Below are 16,717 nucleotides of genomic sequence, written 5' to 3' on the forward strand. Positions count from 1 at the left end.
CGGGCCGGTCCGCGCGGCGCGGGTCATCAGCATGCCGGTCCATCTGGAAAACTGACCTGTTGTGGATGGTTACCTCGGCGTCATCGTGATCGTGGTCGTCGTCGCCCTGCTGGCGGCCGGCGGCCTTTTCCTGCTCTTCAGGCCCGGTGGCAAGGGCGCGCCGCCGGTCGAACCGCCCCAGATGCCCCAGGCGCCCACGCTCCCCGAGCAGCGTCCGGCGCCCAGCGCGGAGGAGGGTGAGGGGGGAGGGGCGACCACCACGCTCCCGCCGCCCGCGCAACCCGCTGTCGTCACGCCCGAGATCGAGGTGCCGCCGCCGTCCGCCGGCCGGATGGTGCGGCTGCGCTCCCGGCTGGCCCGCTCGCAGAGCACACTCGGGCGCGGCCTGCTGGAGCTGCTGTCCCGCGACCGCCTCGACGACGAGGTCTGGGACGAGATCGAGGAGAGTCTGATCACCGCCGACGTCGGCGTGGCGCCGACGCGCGCCATGGTCGAGGAGCTGCGGACGAAGGTCAAGGTGCTCGGCAGCCGCACCCCCGAGGAGGTGCGCAAGCTGCTCCGGGAGCAGCTGCTCGCCCAGATCAACCCCGATCTGGACCGTACGCTGCACGTCCAGAAGCACGGCGAGCGGCCCGCCGTCGTGCTCGTCGTCGGCGTCAACGGCACCGGCAAGACCACCACCACGGGCAAGCTGGCTCGCGCGCTGATCGGCGACGGCAAGAAGGTCGTGCTCGGCGCGGCGGACACGTTCCGGGCCGCCGCCACCGATCAGCTCCAGACCTGGGGAGATCGGGTCGGCGCCGATGTCGTACGCGGGCCGGAGGGCGGCGATCCCGCCTCTGTCGCCTTCGACGCTACGGCCAAGGGCATCGAGGAGAAGGCCGACGTCGTCATCATCGACACCGCCGGCCGCCTGCACACCAAGACCGGCCTCATGGACGAGCTGGGCAAGGTCAAGCGGGTCATCGAGAAGAAGGCCACGGTCGACGAGGTGCTCCTCGTCCTCGATGCCACCACCGGCCAGAACGGGATGCGGCAGGCTCAGGTGTTCGCCGAGGTCGTCAACATCACCGGCATCGCGCTGACCAAGCTCGATGGCACGGCCAAGGGCGGCATCGTCATCTCGGTCCAGCGGGAGCTGGGGGTTCCGGTCAAGCTGGCGGGGCTCGGCGAGGGTCCAGACGACCTGGCGCCCTTTGATCCCGAGGTGTTCGTGGACGCCATTCTCGGCGACGACAATTCCAAGTAAATCGGGATATGAGGATGTGCGGCGGGTTGCGTGCCGACCGGCCGTCAGGGAGGCGTGCCGCCAGGGGGTTCAGGCGTGAGTGCCCTCAGCGGTGTGTGCCGATGGGGATGACGAGTGGCGTGCCCGCCACCGGGTCGGCGATGATCTTGGCGTCCAGTTCGAACACCTCCCGCAGCAGGTCCTCCGTCAGCACCTCATGCGGGTCGCCCGCGGCCACCACGCGGCCCTCCCGCATGGCCACCAGCCGGTCGGTGTAGCGGGCCGCCAGGTTGAGGTCGTGCAGGACCATGACGATGGTCCGGCCCGCCGCCCCGTGCAGGTGCCGTACCAGCTCCAGGACCTCCACCTGGTGCGCCAGGTCCAGGAACGTGGTCGGTTCGTCGAGCAGCAGCAGGTCGGTGCCCTGAGCCAGCGCCATGGAGATCCAGGCCCGCTGACGCTGCCCGCCTGAGAGCTCGTCCAGGGGGCGTTCGGCGAGGTCTGCCAGGCCGGTCATGGCCAGCGCCTCGTCCACGGCCGACTCGTCGTCCGACGACCACTGCCGGTACCAGGTCTGGTGCGGGTGCCTGCCCCTGGCGACCAGGTCGGCGACCGTCAGCCCTTCCGGCGCGGTGGGCGCCTGCGGCAGTACGCCGAGGATCTTGGCTACCTCGCGGGTTGGGGTCCGGTCGATGCGCTTGCCGTCGAGCAGCACCTCGCCGCCCTGCGGTCGGAGCAGCCGGCCGAGCGCGCGCAGCAGGGTGGATTTGCCGCAGCCGTTGGGGCCGATGATCGTGGTGACCGTGCCCGCCTCGATGCCGAGGTCGAGCCCATCGACGATGGTGCGATCGCCGTACCCGAGCTTGACGTCGACGGCCTGGAGCCTCATTTGCGCGCCTTCCAGATCAAGTGGATCAGGTACGGGGCGCCGAGGACCGCGGTCACGACGCCGACGGGCAGTTCGATCGGGGAGAAGACGGTACGCGCGATCAGGTCGGCCGCGGCGGTCAGCACGGCGCCGACCACCGCCGACGACAACAGCGGCGGCTGGCCGTAGCGGGTCAGCCGGAGCGCGACCTGCGGCGCGGCCAGCGCGACGAACGCGATCGGGCCCGCCGACGCCGTGGCGACGGCGGCTAGGAGCACCGCGGTGAGGATCATCAGCGCGCGCGCCGGGTTCATGCGCAGGCCGAGCGCGGTGACCGTGTCGTCGCCGAAGCGCAGCGCGTCGAGCGAGCGGGTGCCGAGCAGCGTCAGCGGCACGAGTACGGCCAGCGCGAGCGCCACGGGCAGCACGTGCTCCCAACCCCGGCCATTGAGCGAGCCGCTGATCCAGACCATGGCCCGGCCGGTGTCGTTGACGTCGCCGACGGTCAGCAGCCAGTACTTGACGTTGGTGAACACCGCGGCCACGCCGATGCCTACCAGGACCAGCCGGTAGCCGTCGAGCCCGCGCCGCCAGGCCAGCGCGTACACGATCACGGCTCCCGCCAGGCCGCCGACCAGGGCCAGCAGGGGGATGCCGAGAGTCGAGAGCAGCCCGCTGACCCCGCCGTACGCGCTGCCGCTGGCCACCACCCCGGCCACGACCGTGACGGAGGCGCCGGTGGTGACACCGAGGATCTCGGGGCTGGCCAGCGGGTTGCGCGCGATGGACTGGATGATCGCGCCGGACAGCGCCAGCGCCGCGCCCACCAGGGCGCCGGTCAGGGCGCGCGGCAGGCGAAGCTCCATGATCACGAAGTGTTCGGCGCTGTTGACGTCGAACGTGCCGCCCAGCACCTGGGACAGGCTCATCGGGATGTCGCCGATGCGCATGTTCAGGGCCATGAGCAGGCCGAGGAGCGCCAGGCCGCCGAGCGTGAGGGCGACGGCGCGCGGCCGTACCCGCCAGGACAGGCCCGCCACCCGCAGCGGGATCGTCGTCATCACGGCCCAACCGGTCTTCCTGAGCGGGGTCGTCGTCACAGCCGCACCGGCTTCCTGCGGCGGACCAGGACGACGAAGAAGGGGGCGCCGAGCAGCGCGAGCACCACACCGACCTCCAGCTCGCCCGGCGGGGCGACCACGCGGCCGATCACGTCCGCGAGCAGCAGCAGCGCCGCGCCGACCAGCCCGGAGTACGGCAGCAACCACCGATGGTCGGTGCCGGACAGCGGGCGGACCAGGTGCGGCACGATCAGCCCGACGAACGCCAGCGACCCGCAGGCGGCCACCGAGGCGCCGGTGAGGAGGGTGACGGCGGCGACACCGACGGTGCGGGTGAGGGCGATGTTCTGGCCGAGGCCGCGGGCAACGTCCTCACCCAGGGCCAGCGCGTTCAGCCCCGGGGCGTTGACCATCGCCAGCACCAGGCCGACCAGGATGAACGGCAGCACCTGCCAGACCACCTCGGAGCCCCGGGCGGCGATGGAGCCGGCCTGCCAGAACCTGAAGACATCCATCGCCTGCTCGTCCAGGAGCACGATGGCCGAGGTCAGCGCGTACAGGAAGGCGCTCACGGCGGTGCCCGCCAGGGCGAGCGTGACCGGCGTCGGGCCGCCGCGCCCGCCGACCATGCCGAGCGCGAAGACGCCGACGCTGGCGATCAGCGCGCCGGCCAGGCCGAACCAGATGTAGGCGAGCAGGCTGGAGGCGCCCAGCAGGATGATCGAGGCGACCATCGCGAACGCCGCCCCCTGCGTCACGCCGAGCAACCCTGGGTCGGCGAGCGGGTTGCGGGTGTGGCCCTGCATGAGCGCGCCCGCGACGCCCAACGCTAACCCGGCCAGTACGCCGAGCACGGTCCTGGGGACGCGTAGCGAGCGGATGACGATGTCGTTCTCGGTGCCGGTCGGGGCGGTGAGCGCGTGCCAGGCGTCGGCCGGCGGTACGGACTTGGCGCCGATCGTGATGCTCAGCACCACGCCGATCACGACGGCCCCGAGCAGAGCCAGGAGAACGGTGAGCCGCCGATGCTGAACGCCGTGCGGCCGCGGCGTCACAGCCGTAACGGTCACGCTGGTTTCCTTCCTGCCTATTCGCCGCACTCCGTGCGGCGGGCTCGGTCGCCCGATGCCGCCGTCTTCCTCCGTCTTCCTCCGTCGCTCTGGTCGCTTCGCTCCCGGCGCTCCCTCTCCTGTTTGCCTGACCTTGGTGAAGTATGCCAGGTTAGGCAGGGCTAACCTTAATTAGGGTTGCCTAACGTTTGCTGGGAAGGGATCAGATGAGACCGTTGCGCGCTCTGGTGGGGGTCGTATTCGTGGCGGTGCTCGCCGCCTGTGGTTCTTCGACTCCGGTTGCGCAGAAGCCGGCGGAGCCGTTCCGTACCGTCAAGCACGCGATGGGTGAGACCAAGATCCCGGCGCAGCCCAAGCGGGTGGTGGCCCTGGACCAGAGCTTCGTCGACGCGGTGCTGACGCTGCGGACGCCGGTGGTCGGCTACACCACATACCGGTCCATCGACACGAAACTACCCGATTACCTGGGCTCCGTCGCCGCCGAGTACGGCAAGGAGGCCACCCCGGTCGGCAACCTGGAGCAGCCCAGCCTGGAGAAGATCATCGCGCTCAAGCCCGACCTGATCGTCTCGGCCAAGGTCCGCCATGAGGCCCTCTACGACAAGCTGTCCAAGATTGCCCCGACCGTCTTCAGCGAGACCACCGGTGCCATCTGGAAGGACAACATTCGGCTCATGGGGCAGGCCCTGGGTCAGGAGCAGCTCGCCGATACGACGATCAAGTCGTACGAGGAGCGCGCCGCGAAGATCGGCACTGCGATCAAGGAGAAGGACGGGAAGCTGCCCACCATCTCCATCGTCAGGTTCGCCGGTGAGCCGACGACGCGGCTGTACGTCGAGAACTCCTACTCGGGTGTCGTGATGAAGGACGTCGGCTTCCCGCGCCCGGAGGGCCAGCCCACCAAGCAGGACGCGATCGTGGTGGACGTGAGTCAGGAGCGCATCGGGGACCTGGACGCGGATCACCTGTTTGTCGCGACATATCCGGATCCGTCGTCTGAGGGGCCCAAGGAGAAGTTCGTGGGCAACCCGCTGTGGGGGAAGCTCAAGGGTGAGAAGCACGAGGTCAGTGACCTGACCTGGATGAGCGCGGTCGGCATCCAGGGCGCCCATGCGATCCTCGACGACGTGGCGAAGCTCTTCGCCGTCGATCCCGCCAGAACCACGTCCTAGCCCGCCAGAACCCGTCCTAGCCGGCCAGAACCACTTCCGGGGCCGATCCGGCCGGCGCCTCTTCCTGAGTCGATCCGGCCGGAACCGCTTCCTGAGCCGATCCGGCCGGAGCCGCTTTCTGGTCGGCCGTGACCAGGTCAGCCCGCGGACAGGAACGTACGCAGGTCTGCCAGGTGGGGTGTGAGGTCCAGGCCCTGGGCGGCGAGCCAGTCCTGGTCGCAGTAGGTGCCCCGGTAGCGCTCGCCCCCGTCGCAGATCAGGGTGACGATGCTGCCCTGGGCGCCGGACTGGCGCATCTCGCGGATCAGGTCCACGCAGGCGGCCATGTTCGTGCCGGTGGAGCCGCCCACGTCGCGGCCCGTCACCTCATGGACCCAGTGCATCGCGGCGATCGAGCGGGCGTCCGGAACGGTGATCATGCGGTCGATGACCATCGGCTGGAACGAGGGCTCCACCCTCGGCCGGCCGATGCCCTCGATGCGGGAGCCCCGCGCGGTGACGGACGTGTCGCCCGACACCCAGCTCGGATAGAAGGCGGAGCCCTCCGGGTCGGCCACCGCGAGACGCGTGGGATGGCGGCGGTAGCGGATGTAGCGGCCGATCGTCGAGGAGGTGCCGCCGGTGCCCGCGCCCACCACGATCCAGGTGGGCTCCGGGTGGGGCTCCATGGACATCTGCGAGTAGATCGACTCGGCGATGTTGTTGTTGCCCCGCCAGTCCGTGGCCCGCTCGGCGTAGGTGAACTGGTCCATGAAGTGGCCGTTGGTCTCGGCCGCCAGGCGGTAGGACTCGTCATAGATGGTGCCGGGGTCGTCGACCAGGTGACACTTGCCGCCGTAGAACTCGATCAGCGCGATCTTCTCCGGTGACGTGGACGCGGGCATCACCGCGATGAAGGCCAGACCGAGGAGCCGGGCGAAATATGCCTCGCTGACCGCCGTCGAGCCGCTCGACGCCTCCACGACCGTGGTGGCCGGCCCGATCCAGCCGTTGGCCAGGCCGTACAGGAAGAGAGATCGAGCAAGTCGGTGTTTGAGTGAACCAGTGGGGTGGACTGACTCGTCTTTCAAGTAGAGGTTTATGCCCCAGTGCGAGGGAAGCGGGAAGACGTGGAGGTGCGTATCACAGCTCCGGTTGGCGTCGGCTTCGACCTTACGAATCGCCTCCGTCACCCACAGTCGCGTCTCCATGTCATGCCGATCCACGAAATCCATGGTCTATACGCTATCCCATGTGACTCTGACCACATTAAGTGCGAAATTGGGGGTATAGTGTTATGCTAATGAGACTGGTCCCGCCGTGGACGTGATGACGCACGCCGCGAGCAGGTGGACCTTTAACCTCTCTGACCTGGCGGAACCGTTAACGCGGCCCTTACGTGCCGATTGCGAAACTGGTACCGAGGCCAGCGGCTTGGCCGAGATGGGGGATAGCGCAAGGGGGAATGATTTGATCACCATGACCGATGAACAGCGACAAGACTGGTTCGAGCGCGACGTCGTGCCCGTGACGTCGCAGCTGTTCGCCTCCGCCATGCGCCTGACCCGCAACTCCGCCGACGCAGAGGACCTGGTCCAGGAGACCGTGGCCAAGGCGTATACCTCGTACCACCAGTTCCGTGAGGGCACCAACCTGAAGGCCTGGCTGCACCGGATCCTCACCAACAACTTCATCAACGACTACCGCAAGAAGCAGCGCTCGCCCAAGCTGGCCGCCGCCGAGGAGATCGAGGACTGGCAGCTGCACGCCGCCGAGTCGCACAGCTCCACCGGCCTGAAGTCGGCCGAGACCGAGGCGATCGAACGGCTGCCCGACAACGTCGTGATGAACGCGCTGCGCTCCCTGCCGGAGGACTTCCGCGTCGCCGTCTACCTGGCCGACGTCGAGGGGTTCGCCTACAAGGAGATCGCCGAGCGCATGGGCACGCCGATCGGCACGGTCATGTCCCGGCTGCACCGGGGCCGCCGCCAGCTGCGCGGCATGCTGGAGGGCTACGCCCGCGAAGAGGGCGCCCTGCGCGTGCCGGCCCAGAGCGCCGCATAGCAGCCCAACCCCTATACCCAGGTGCCGTCTAGCCGTCCAACCCCATATGGAGCCGTACGCGGAGTGTTCCGTTCTCGGCGCGTAGGTCGACGTAGTCGCAGAGCTGTCGGCTGATCCAGAGCCCGTATCCTCTAGGGGATTCGGGCTCAGGTGGTATATAGCCCGGTAAAGGGTCATCGAGCGCGCCGCCCGGGTCGGCGATCTCGCAGATCATCTCCCCTCCGCTCACCCACATCTTGATCATGCCGTGGCCGGCGCCGTGCTCGACGCTGTTCGCGGCGATCTCGGAGACGCTGAGGACCAGGGAGCCGATGAGGTTCACGTCCATCCCCGCGGCGCTGGCGTAGTCGCGTACCGTGTGCCTGAGCCCCTTGATCTCCCGCGCCGTGAAACTGACCGTCGCCACCCGCCCGCTCGGCGCGGGCAGCGGCTCCAGGTCGCCGTTCAGTACGAGCTCGTGCGGCCGGACGAAGCCCGTGCTGACCGCCTCGCCGGTGGCGTCCAGCAGCAGGGGATGGATCGCCGGTTGATACTCCAGCACCGCCGCCGGGGTGGTTCGCGGGTTGTAGAGGCACAGCGCGACCGCTTTGGCGTCCTCCAGGGCGGCGTTCAGCACCGATTCGTACCGGATCCACTCGCGGGTCTCGCGCTCGCCACGCTCGGGCCAGGGAATCTCGCCGATGACGAGCGTGCGCCGCCCCCGGGTGTACTCGTGGTAGGCGGCCAGGGTCCGGGGCGGGTGGATGTACCAGGTGCGGGAGTCTCTGCGGTCGATCTGCCGGGCTTCGTCGCCCAGCGCCTCGTCGAGCAGCCGGAGCTTGTCCGCCGAGGTCGCCACGATGACCCGCCTGTCGTGGGCGAGGGCCGCGCGCACGCGCGGCACGGTCAGCCTCAGGAAGGCGGCATTCGAGTCGTACGACACCGCAACGTGCTTGAACGACTCGTGGTCTGGACGAGCCCGATCAGGGCGCACGGCCGAAACGTAGCAAGCGCTTGCAATCTGCGCAACGGCTGCGGTCAGCACCGCGCCGGACGGCCGAATTGACGCGCCAAGCGACCGCAACTGTCGCGCAGAGACCTCACACGACCTCGCACCAAGCGACTGGAGAGACCTCACGCGAGCCGTGCCAAGCGGCCGCGGAGACCCCGGGCGAAGCGCAGCCGCGTCAGGCGACCGCGATGAGCGCCACCGCGCCGAGCGCGCACGCGACGCCCGCCACCTGGATCGCGTGCAGCCGCTCGCCCAGCACCCGCCTGGCCAGCAGTAGCGTGCTCGCCGGATAGAGGGACACCAGCACCGCCACCAGGCTCAGCAGGCCCAGCTGCTTGGCCTCCAGGTACAGGACGTTGGCCAGCATGTCGAGCACGCCCGCCAAGAGGATGATGTGCAGCGACCGGCCGCTCGGCTTCAGCGTGCGCCGCGTCGCCACCGCGAGGGCCACCACCAGCGCCACCGAGGACAGTCTGGCCCCCACCAGGGGCCACAGCCCGCCGTCGGCGGGAGCCAGGGCGAGCAGGATGAAGAAGCCGCCGAACCCGGCGCCCGCGGACAGTGCGATGAGCGCCGAGCCGATCGAGCCGCTCTTGGCGGCGGAGCGATCCTGGCTGACCAGGAGTACGGAGCCGAGGGCCAGCACCACCCCGACCAGCGCCACGGGCTCGGGGCGCTCGCCGGTCGCCAGGCCGTACATGACAGGGAGTGCCGCCGACGTGACCGCGGTCGTGGGCGCCACCACCGACATGACGCCGACGGCGAGCGCCCGGTAGAAGAGCACCAGCCCGGCGGCGCCCGCCACGCCCGCGCCCAGCCCCCAGAGCAGCGCCGCGTCGCTGAACACGCCCGGAAGCAGCGGCAGCAGGACGAGGATCACGGCCAGGCCGGAGAGCTGCGAGAGCGCCACGACCGAGAACACCCGCGATCGGCGGGTGGCCAGGCCGCCGAAGAAGTCGGCCGTGCCGTAGACCACCGCGCTGGCCGTCGCGAGGATCACCGTGAGCATGCTCCACCGTCCAGTTCATCAGAGTGCACTGCTAGTACAACTTATTAGAGTACAACACAGTGCAAATCGCCTTCACTACACTGCACTGCATGGAGGATCCGGAGACGATCACGCAGGCCATCGCCAACAACGTGCGCGCTCAGCGCGCGCACCGCGGGCTCACCCTCGACGCGCTGGCCGCCAGATCGGGAGTGAGCAGAGGCATGCTGGTCCAGGTCGAGCAGGCCCGGACGAACCCCAGCGTCTCCACGCTCACCCGGATCGCCTCCGCGCTGGGCGTGACCGTGGCCAGGCTGGTGGAGGTCTCCGACGTGCCGGTGGTGCGGATCGTCGAGAAGGCCGACGTGGTCACGTTCGACCAGGGCGAGGTGCAGGCGAAGCTACTGGTCGGGGCAGATACGCCGATGATCCTCGAGCTGTGGGACTGGCGGCTGCCGCCCGGCCGGCACCACGACGGCGACGCCCACCCGCCGGGCACCCGCGAGATGCTGACGGTCCTGGAAGGCGAGCTGACACTCACGGTGTACGGCAGGAGCCACGTGATCAAGGCCGACTCCGCCGTGCTCTTCACCGCCGACAGACCCCATCGCTACGCCAACCAGGGATCCGAGGAGCTCCGGCTGGTGATGGTGGTCGCCGAGCCCAGAGAGGCGCCTGACCAATAACGTCGAACAACCTCCGGATCACCTTCTGGAGTTTCATCTGAATGGTGACGCGGAAACCCGGTCCTGCAGGGCCGGGAGGAAGCCCCACCCCTCTTTCGAAAACAGCATGGAAAGGCTCGGTGACGTTAGGTAATATGTGCGGTGGGTGATGGCGCTGTGACAGGAGGTGCGCGATGGCGATCCGCCACTCCGCCACCAAACGCCACGGCCTGCCCATGGTCGTGCGGTTGCGGCTCACGCCTACCCCGGTCCAGGCTGAGGCGCCGGCGGCGGCGGTGTCGCTGTGGACCCCCACCGGCCGCGTCACCGTGCCCTACACCGGCCGGCCGGAAGACCTCAAAGCCGTGGACACGCTGCCGGTCGCCGGCAACGGCCACGTCCGCACGCTGCGGGAGCGGCGGCACCGGCAACGCTGCCGCATGCAGAAGAAGGGGACTTCTGCGGCGCGGCGGGTGCCGCGCCGTCTGTCCGGGCGTGAGCACCGGATGATGACCGACCTCAACCACCAAATCTCGAAGTTTGTGGTGCGTGAAGCCGAACGCACCGGCCGTGGCGTCGCCCTGGAGGACCTTCAGGGCATCCGCGATACAGCATGTCCTTGACGGCTGATGCCGGATGGTGGGTACATCCCGGTGTGTGCGACGTAACGTCAGCTGGGGGTGGCGCGTGACCGAAGGGCGCACGGCGACGGAGAAGCTCCACGCGGAGCTGCACGGTCTCGGTGTCACCAGCGCCTACGAGGTGGGCGACGACGCCACCCTATCGGTGTGGATCGGCCTGGTCGTGCATTACCGAGACGGGTTTTACCGCTGGCAGGAAGGGCCCGTGAAACGTCGGCATTTGGGTACGGATCCGGTTGGATGTGCCATACGAGTGGCGCGTCGATACACCGAACTGCAGGCCGATATCCCACTCTGGTGGGAGGACCTGGCCAAGGAGCTGCGGGGTAACCCGGTACAGGAATATCCGTAAACCCCGCTCTCAGGGGGGCGGCATGCGGGGCTGGGCGGTATCTCTGGCATTGCTCGTCTTCGTGGAGCTCGTCTTCGTGGAGCTCGTCGTCGTGGCGGGATGCGGGACCCGGCCGATGATCCAACCCCAGCTGACCCGCCCACAGGCGCCCATCGACCCGAAGAAGCTGGCCAGGCGGCTCGAAGCCATGCAGCCCGGCTGGCCGGCGGCCCGCAGGATCAACTGCAGGCGCATGAAGTGCGTCGCGCTCACCTTCGACGACGGGCCCGGCGACTACACCGCAAGGCTGCTGGACCTGCTGAGCGCCCGGAAGGTCAGGGCCACCTTCTTCGTCGTGGGGCAGATGGTCGCCGCGCACGGGGGCGCCCAGCTCGTACGCCGCATCGTGGCCGAGGGGCACGAGCTCGGCAACCACACGTGGAATCATCCACCGCTCACCGGGCTGACGGACCGAGGCCTGCGCTTCCAGCTGAAGCACACGAACGACCTGGTGGAGCACGTGACCGGGGTCCGGATGCGGGTGATGCGCCCGCCGTACGGGGCGACGAACCGCCGGGTGGCCGCCGAGGCGCGGCGCCTGGGGCTGGCGCAGGTCCTGTGGAGCGTCGACACCCTGGACTGGCAGGACCGGGTGCCCGCCCTCGTGGCCAGGCGCGCGGGCAAAGCGGCAGTGGGGTCGATCGTGCTGATGCACGACATCCACCGCAGCACCATCCAGGCGGTCCCTACCCTGCTCGACCTGCTGGCGAAGAAGGGCTGCGTGCCGGTGACGATCTCGGAGCTGTACGGCAGGACGCCGGCGCCGGGCCGGATGTACGCGGCCCGGACGTACACGGCCCGAATGTACAAAGCCCGATGAGCCGGTACGGCCGTGCGGCGCGTCAAACCGTCGGCCGGCCGTGGCACTCTTGACCACATGGGTTTCACCGGTTTCCCCGACGAGGCGTTCGTGTTCTACGAGGGCCTTGAGGCGGACAACAGCAAGACATATTTCACCCGGCACAAGCACTTCTACGAGGACGCGGTGCGTGCGCCGATGCTCGCCCTCACCGAGGAGCTGGCGGCGGAGTTCGGCCAGGCCCAGCTGTTCCGCCCCTACCGTGATGTCCGCTTCGCCAAGGACAAGTCACCGTACAAGACCCATCAGGGCGCCTTCGTCGACCTCACGCCCGGCATCGGGTTCTACGTCCAGATCGGCGCCGACGGACTGTTCACGGCGGGCGGCTGCTACACCCAGGCGTCCGACCAGGTGGCCCGCTACCGCGCCGCGGTCGACGAGGACCTGACGGGCAAGCCGCTGGCCGACATGGTGACGGCCTTGCGGGCCGAGGGCTACGTCATCGGCGGCGACCGGCTCAAGACCCGTCCCCGTGGCATCGCGGAGGACCATCCCCGCCTCGACCTGCTGCGCCACAGGTCCCTGCACGCGGGCCGCCGATGGGAGCCCGAGCCGTGGGTCCACACCGCCGAGGTCCTCGACCGGGTCCGCGCCACCTGGCGTGCCTTCGGGCCGCTGGTGGACTGGATGTGCGCCCACGTACGCGCCAGCGAGCTGCCGCGCCGCTGACCATGGGAGGTCAACCGAGCGTGACGGTGCGCGGGGACGACGCGGCGTCGGTCATCGCCGAGACGGGGGATCGGACGCGCCGCGACCGTGTCAAGCTGGCGGCGATCACCGCCACGGCGGCCGCTCTCTACACCACCCTTTCCATCACCAAACTGGCGAACTTCAAGGCCGGCGCCTACGACCTGGTGATCTTCGACCAGGCCGTACGCTCCTACTCCCAGTTCCGCCTGCCCATAGCCATCGTCAAGGGCGTCCACAACGGCTTCGGCCCGGACTTCTCCACCCTCGGCGATCACTGGTCGCCCATCCTCGCCCTCCTGGCCCCGCTCTACTGGCTGTTCGACGGCCCGGTGACGCTGCTGGTCGCCCAGGCGGTGCTGATGGCCGCGGCGGTGGTCCCGCTGTGGGTGTTCACGCGGCGGGCGCTGGGGCCGGGCGCCGCGCATCTCGTCGCCGTGGCCTACACGCTCTCGTGGCCCGTGGTGGAGACCGTGGCGTTCGACTTCCACGAGGCGGCGTTCGCGCCGCTGCTCACCGCCGTGCTGCTCGAACGCCATCAGGCCGGTAAACGGGTCGGCGTGGTGACGGCCGCCCTGGCGCTGCTGTGCGTCAAGGAGGACATGGGGCTGCTGGTCGCCGGGTTCGGGCTGGTCCTGCTCACCCAGCGCGGCTGGCGGGTCCTGGGCGGCGCGTTCGTGGCCGGCGGGGCGGCCTACACGTGGCTGGCCTCGCAGGTGCTCATACCGCTGTTCGGGGGGCGGGCCGACTACTACTGGGCGTACGGCGCGCTGGGGCCGGACATGCGGGGCGTCGCGCGCACCGTCCTGACCGATCCGCTCGCGGTGCTCGCCCAGCTCGGCAGCCCACCGGTCAAGCTCGTCACGCTGGCCCTGCTGCTCGGCATCACGCTGCTGACGGCGCCGCCGTCGCCGCTGCTGATCATGGCGGTGCCGCTGCTGGCCGAGCGGATGCTGGCCAGCTCGTTCCCCAACTGGTGGGTGGCCGGCTACCACTACAACGCCTTCGTCGTGGTGGTGGTCTTCGCGGCCGGAGTGGACGGCGTCCGGCGCTTGCGCGCCCGCCACGCGCCCATCGGGGACCGGGTGACGCGGGTCTGGGCTTTGGGGGTGGTCGGGTTCGCGCTGGTCTCCGTGCCGTTCTTCTCCCTGGCCGGGCTCGCCGACCCCGACTCCTACCGGCACGACGCCCGCGAGCGGGCCGCGGCCGCCGCCGTCGCCGTGGTGCCCGACGGGGTGCTCGTGGAGGTGGCCAACAACCTGGCGCCGGCCCTGTCGGGGCGGAGCAGGGTGCTGCTGTGGGACCGCACTCAACGCGGGGCGCCGTGGGTCGTGGCCGACGTGGGGCGCAAGACCTTCCCGTTCGTGAACGTGGCCGAGCAGCGGGAGCGAGTACGGCTCCTGGTCGGCAGCGGCTACGAGGTCCGGTTCTCCCGGGACGGCTACGTGGTCCTGGCGGCTACGGCCCGGACGACGAGGACACCTGGTCCCCCTTGAGGATGCGGTCCACGGTCTGGCCCGCCGCCGACGTCGCCGCCGTGGTGCCCGCCGCGATGACGACGGCCAGCAGCGGCGTGGCCAGGCTGCGTACGCTGCGTATGTTGCGCACCCGCGCCCACGGCTCCCCGGCCAGATGCATGACGCGCCACTCCCAGTACAGTCCGAGCCCGATGCAGACCAGCGCCACCTCGCCCACCACGATGGCCACCACCTGCACCTTGACCGCCATCCCGATGTCCGGCTCGAACAGCGTGGGCAGGTACGCCGACAGCTCCGTGACCAACGCAGCCGCCATCAGGTGGAGCGCCTTGGTCATCGGCTGGGTGCCCCGGACGCGCGGGTAGAAGTAGCCGAACACGAAGCCGAAGGCGGGCAGCGTCAGCAGGTACCGGGAGTCGAACACGAAGCTGCTCAGGTCGGCCCCCGTCGGCCAGCCGAACACCAGCACGAAGGGCAGGCTCAGCAGCAGGCTGATCACGAACGCGTACACGCCGTTGTGCCAGGGCGTGCACCCGGCGGCGGTCGCCAGGGCCGTCTCGGGGTGCCGCCCGTGCTCGTCCAGCGCGGCCTCCAGTTCGTGGCGCCGCGTGTCGAACTCGGTCATCGTCAGCTCGCCGGCGCCCAGCTTGCCCCGGCCGATGCGATAGAGCTCCTGCTCGGAGATGAGCAGGAGCCGCTTGTGCAGGGCGGCCCTGACCAGCTGCCGGTGTTCCTCGGCGGTGGCGGGCTCGACGACGGCCGGGTGGGGGCGTACGAGGAGCCAGCGGGCCGTCACCCAGGCGGCGATCGAGGTGATCGTCAGCTGTGGCAGCGCCACGTTGGCGTCGGTGAGCGTGGTGCTGCCCCGAGGGGTGAGGTAGAGCACCATCAGGCAGGCGATCACCGTGGGGTGCGTCGCCGGGTGGTCGAGCGCGGCCAGCGAGCCGCCGAGCCGCCGGAGCCGGAGCACCAGCAGCGCGAACGCCAGCAACAGTAACCCGAGCACTCCGCGTACGAGCGGGTCGAGCGGCAGGATGCCGATCTTCGGTATGTTCGACATGTCCGTGCCGCCGAAGGGCAGGTTCCACGACCCGCTGTCCAGCCATTCGGTCGGCCAGCCCTGCACCAGCAGGCTCACCAGCACGGCGCCCACGACCGCGGTGCGGGTCCACATCTTGGTGGCCACGGCGATGGCGGCGACCGGGATCACCGCCCAGCCGAGGGCCAGCACCAGCCGGATGCTGTCCGGCGGGTACACCCCGGTCAGCAGCGCCCGCCCCCACAGGGCGAGCGCCAGCAGGCCGATCGCCGCCTCGGCCGCCAGCACCGCCAGTCGTACGATCACCACGCGGACCCCCAGGTCCACGCTGAACACCACCGCCGCCGCGGCGGCCGTCACGGCCGCGACCACGGAGCCGATCAGCAGCGTCTGGGCGGGCAGCTGCTCGTGCAGCCACGACCAGGACAGCATGCCGAGGCCGACGAGGCAGGCGAGCCCGGTGACCACGAGCATGTCGCGGGTGGTCCACGGCGGGCTGGTCGGCAGGACCCGGCTCGCGTGCCGCGCCGTGAGCGCCGGCAGCGCGAGGAACAGGGCCACGTACGCCACGGGCCGCCAGTCCGGCGCCAGGAGCGGGAGCAGCACCAGGGGCGTGATCAGGGCGATCCCCAGGAGGAGTTCGCGGTTGGGCTGCCGGTTCCACCAGGCCAGGCCGAGCGAGCGGGCCAGGAAGGCGGCCAGCGCGATCGCGGTGAGCACGCCGAGCCCGGCCGTCCACGAGAAGTCGTCGGTCTCCTCCGCGTCCGGGAACCCGTAGGAGTCCTGGGCCAGCGTCACCTTCACCAGGTACGACCCGACGGTGAATTGCAGACGCTCCGACTCCTCCCGCTCGGGATCGAGCCCTTGGGCCTGCAGCACGGTCCAGTCGCCCGGCAGCAGGCTGATCGTCCGCTGGCTCACGATGAGCGGCTTGGCGCTGGGGGCGGTGAAGTCGAGCGTCATCAGATCGCTGGGCTCGAACTGCCGCAGCAACGTCACCCGGAACTCGGCCGTGGTCAGCCCGCCGGTTGTGGTGAGGATCGGTGCCGGCCGTGTGGTCGGGGCCAGCCAGTCGCCACCCACCTTGATGGCCCCGAACCCGTCGTCGGTGAATTGCTGGATGCCGCCGGGGAAGCTGCCGCCCTGCCGCAGCGTCTCGACCAGCGGGTCGGCCCGGTTCATGCGCAGCCGGTGCGTGATGGTCACCTTCACCTGGCGCTGCCGCTCGTCGAGCCGCCCCTGGGGCACAGCGCTCAGGTCACCCGGGCCGGCCCTGGTCACCGCGACCTCGGTCGTCGCCTGCCGGGCGAGCTTCACCTGCGGGTCGCCCCGGTCCTCCAGCTCCCATGGTTCGGGCACGGCGGGACCCGCGGACCGCGTGGACAGCGGCACGGGCCTGGCCGCCACCGTGCACCAGACGATCGCTCCCGCCGAGACCATCGCGAGCCCGAACGCGATGAACATCCGGAGCTTCCCCACAAGTGGATGATTCACTCACGGAGGGAGTTGTTCTCGCCACTCCGGTCACGGTGTGGT

16 protein-coding genes are annotated in these 16,717 nt (G+C 69.9%); 9 read left to right on the top strand and 7 right to left on the bottom strand.

Features of this window, described 5'->3' with window-relative positions:
* The first annotated feature begins 61 nt into the window (after positions 1 to 61).
* Positions 62 to 1,249: a signal recognition particle-docking protein FtsY gene (ftsY, locus tag AB0C30_RS29270; RefSeq protein ID WP_357950458.1), complete on the top strand. Its 1,188-nt coding sequence runs from the start codon at positions 62 to 64 to the stop codon at positions 1,247 to 1,249.
* Between the two features lie 85 nt (positions 1,250 to 1,334).
* Here the strand turns inward: ftsY and AB0C30_RS29275 are convergent, their stop codons facing one another.
* The 3 genes from AB0C30_RS29275 to AB0C30_RS29285 are packed head-to-tail and all read right to left on the bottom strand — an operon-like array spanning position 1,335 to position 4,227.
* Entirely contained in the window at positions 1,335 to 2,117 is a 783-nt protein-coding gene (locus AB0C30_RS29275; protein ID WP_357950460.1) for an ABC transporter ATP-binding protein, read from the bottom strand.
* Positions 2,114 to 3,196, bottom strand: a complete 1,083-nt coding sequence (locus tag AB0C30_RS29280) for an iron chelate uptake ABC transporter family permease subunit (RefSeq protein ID WP_357950463.1) — start codon at positions 3,194 to 3,196, stop codon at positions 2,114 to 2,116. The genes AB0C30_RS29275 and AB0C30_RS29280 overlap by 4 nt, the downstream gene beginning before the upstream one ends.
* Positions 3,193 to 4,227, bottom strand: a complete 1,035-nt coding sequence (locus AB0C30_RS29285) for an iron ABC transporter permease (protein WP_357950466.1) — start codon at positions 4,225 to 4,227, stop codon at positions 3,193 to 3,195. The genes AB0C30_RS29280 and AB0C30_RS29285 overlap by 4 nt, the downstream gene beginning before the upstream one ends.
* Positions 4,228 to 4,433: 206 nt before the next feature.
* Between AB0C30_RS29285 and AB0C30_RS29290 the strand changes: the two genes are divergently transcribed.
* Positions 4,434 to 5,399, top strand: coding sequence for an iron-siderophore ABC transporter substrate-binding protein (locus AB0C30_RS29290; RefSeq protein ID WP_357950468.1), 966 nt, complete (start codon positions 4,434 to 4,436; stop codon positions 5,397 to 5,399).
* A 137-nt stretch (positions 5,400 to 5,536) separates the two neighbouring features.
* On the opposite strand, the gene AB0C30_RS29295 is transcribed toward AB0C30_RS29290, so the two are convergent.
* Positions 5,537 to 6,613: a PLP-dependent cysteine synthase family protein gene (locus AB0C30_RS29295; RefSeq protein WP_357950470.1), complete on the bottom strand. Its 1,077-nt coding sequence runs from the start codon at positions 6,611 to 6,613 to the stop codon at positions 5,537 to 5,539.
* Between the two features lie 244 nt (positions 6,614 to 6,857).
* Between AB0C30_RS29295 and AB0C30_RS29300 the strand changes: the two genes are divergently transcribed.
* Positions 6,858 to 7,442: a sigma-70 family RNA polymerase sigma factor gene (locus AB0C30_RS29300; protein WP_225291958.1), complete on the top strand. Its 585-nt coding sequence runs from the start codon at positions 6,858 to 6,860 to the stop codon at positions 7,440 to 7,442.
* A gap of 28 nt (positions 7,443 to 7,470) precedes the next feature.
* Here the strand turns inward: AB0C30_RS29300 and AB0C30_RS29305 are convergent, their stop codons facing one another.
* Together AB0C30_RS29305 and AB0C30_RS29310 are read right to left on the bottom strand one after the other, a co-directional pair.
* Positions 7,471 to 8,415 carry a sensor histidine kinase gene (locus AB0C30_RS29305; RefSeq protein ID WP_357950473.1) on the bottom strand — a complete coding sequence of 315 codons (945 nt, stop codon included), beginning with the start codon at positions 8,413 to 8,415 and terminating at the stop codon, positions 7,471 to 7,473.
* 193 nt (positions 8,416 to 8,608) lie between these two features.
* Positions 8,609 to 9,442 carry a DMT family transporter gene (locus AB0C30_RS29310; protein ID WP_357950475.1) on the bottom strand — a complete coding sequence of 278 codons (834 nt, stop codon included), beginning with the start codon at positions 9,440 to 9,442 and terminating at the stop codon, positions 8,609 to 8,611.
* Positions 9,443 to 9,531: 89 nt separating this feature from the next.
* Here AB0C30_RS29310 and AB0C30_RS29315 point away from each other — a divergent pair, with 89 nt between their 5' ends.
* From AB0C30_RS29315 to AB0C30_RS29340, 6 genes are all read left to right on the top strand, one after another.
* Positions 9,532 to 10,107 (top strand): XRE family transcriptional regulator, encoded by a 576-nt coding sequence (locus AB0C30_RS29315; protein WP_357950478.1) that lies wholly within the window; start codon positions 9,532 to 9,534, stop codon positions 10,105 to 10,107.
* 173 nt (positions 10,108 to 10,280) lie between these two features.
* On the top strand, positions 10,281 to 10,709 hold the full coding sequence (locus tag AB0C30_RS29320) for a hypothetical protein (protein ID WP_357950481.1): 429 nt from the start codon (positions 10,281 to 10,283) through the stop codon (positions 10,707 to 10,709).
* 64 nt (positions 10,710 to 10,773) lie between these two features.
* Positions 10,774 to 11,079, top strand: a complete 306-nt coding sequence (locus AB0C30_RS29325; protein WP_357950483.1) for a hypothetical protein — start codon at positions 10,774 to 10,776, stop codon at positions 11,077 to 11,079.
* Positions 11,080 to 11,101: 22 nt separating this feature from the next.
* The gene (locus AB0C30_RS29330; protein ID WP_357950485.1) at positions 11,102 to 11,938 is read left to right on the top strand and encodes a polysaccharide deacetylase family protein; all 837 of its coding nucleotides are present in this window, start codon (positions 11,102 to 11,104) and stop codon (positions 11,936 to 11,938) included.
* Between the two features lie 57 nt (positions 11,939 to 11,995).
* Positions 11,996 to 12,646: a DUF2461 domain-containing protein gene (locus AB0C30_RS29335; RefSeq protein ID WP_357950488.1), complete on the top strand. Its 651-nt coding sequence runs from the start codon at positions 11,996 to 11,998 to the stop codon at positions 12,644 to 12,646.
* Positions 12,647 to 12,666: 20 nt separating this feature from the next.
* The gene (locus AB0C30_RS29340) at positions 12,667 to 14,160 is read left to right on the top strand and encodes a DUF2079 domain-containing protein (RefSeq protein ID WP_357950491.1); all 1,494 of its coding nucleotides are present in this window, start codon (positions 12,667 to 12,669) and stop codon (positions 14,158 to 14,160) included.
* On the opposite strand, the gene AB0C30_RS29345 is transcribed toward AB0C30_RS29340, so the two are convergent.
* A complete protein-coding gene (locus AB0C30_RS29345) occupies positions 14,123 to 16,660 on the bottom strand; it encodes a hypothetical protein (protein WP_357950493.1) in 2,538 nt (845 codons plus the stop codon). The genes AB0C30_RS29340 and AB0C30_RS29345 overlap by 38 nt on opposite strands.
* Positions 16,661 to 16,717 lie beyond the last annotated feature (57 nt).

Origin of the sequence: Nonomuraea sp. NPDC048901 (genome assembly GCF_040649695.1) — a bacterium.
Lineage (GTDB): Bacteria > Actinomycetota > Actinomycetes > Streptosporangiales > Streptosporangiaceae > Nonomuraea.

What these genes read in the sequence shown, in the direction of transcription:
- AB0C30_RS29275 (WP_357950460.1), bottom strand. Translation starts at nt 2,117, where the DNA reads ATGAGGCTCCAGGCCGTCGACGTCAAGCTCGGGTACGGCGATCGCACC.
- AB0C30_RS29290 (WP_357950468.1), top strand. Translation starts at nt 4,434, where the DNA reads ATGAGACCGTTGCGCGCTCTGGTGGGGGTCGTATTCGTGGCGGTGCTC.
- AB0C30_RS29295 (WP_357950470.1), bottom strand. Translation starts at nt 6,613, where the DNA reads ATGGATTTCGTGGATCGGCATGACATGGAGACGCGACTGTGGGTGACG.
- AB0C30_RS29300 (WP_225291958.1), top strand. Translation starts at nt 6,858, where the DNA reads ATGACCGATGAACAGCGACAAGACTGGTTCGAGCGCGACGTCGTGCCC.
- AB0C30_RS29310 (WP_357950475.1), bottom strand. Translation starts at nt 9,442, where the DNA reads ATGCTCACGGTGATCCTCGCGACGGCCAGCGCGGTGGTCTACGGCACG.
- AB0C30_RS29315 (WP_357950478.1), top strand. Translation starts at nt 9,532, where the DNA reads ATGGAGGATCCGGAGACGATCACGCAGGCCATCGCCAACAACGTGCGC.
- AB0C30_RS29320 (WP_357950481.1), top strand. Translation starts at nt 10,281, where the DNA reads ATGGCGATCCGCCACTCCGCCACCAAACGCCACGGCCTGCCCATGGTC.
- AB0C30_RS29330 (WP_357950485.1), top strand. Translation starts at nt 11,102, where the DNA reads ATGCGGGGCTGGGCGGTATCTCTGGCATTGCTCGTCTTCGTGGAGCTC.
- AB0C30_RS29335 (WP_357950488.1), top strand. Translation starts at nt 11,996, where the DNA reads ATGGGTTTCACCGGTTTCCCCGACGAGGCGTTCGTGTTCTACGAGGGC.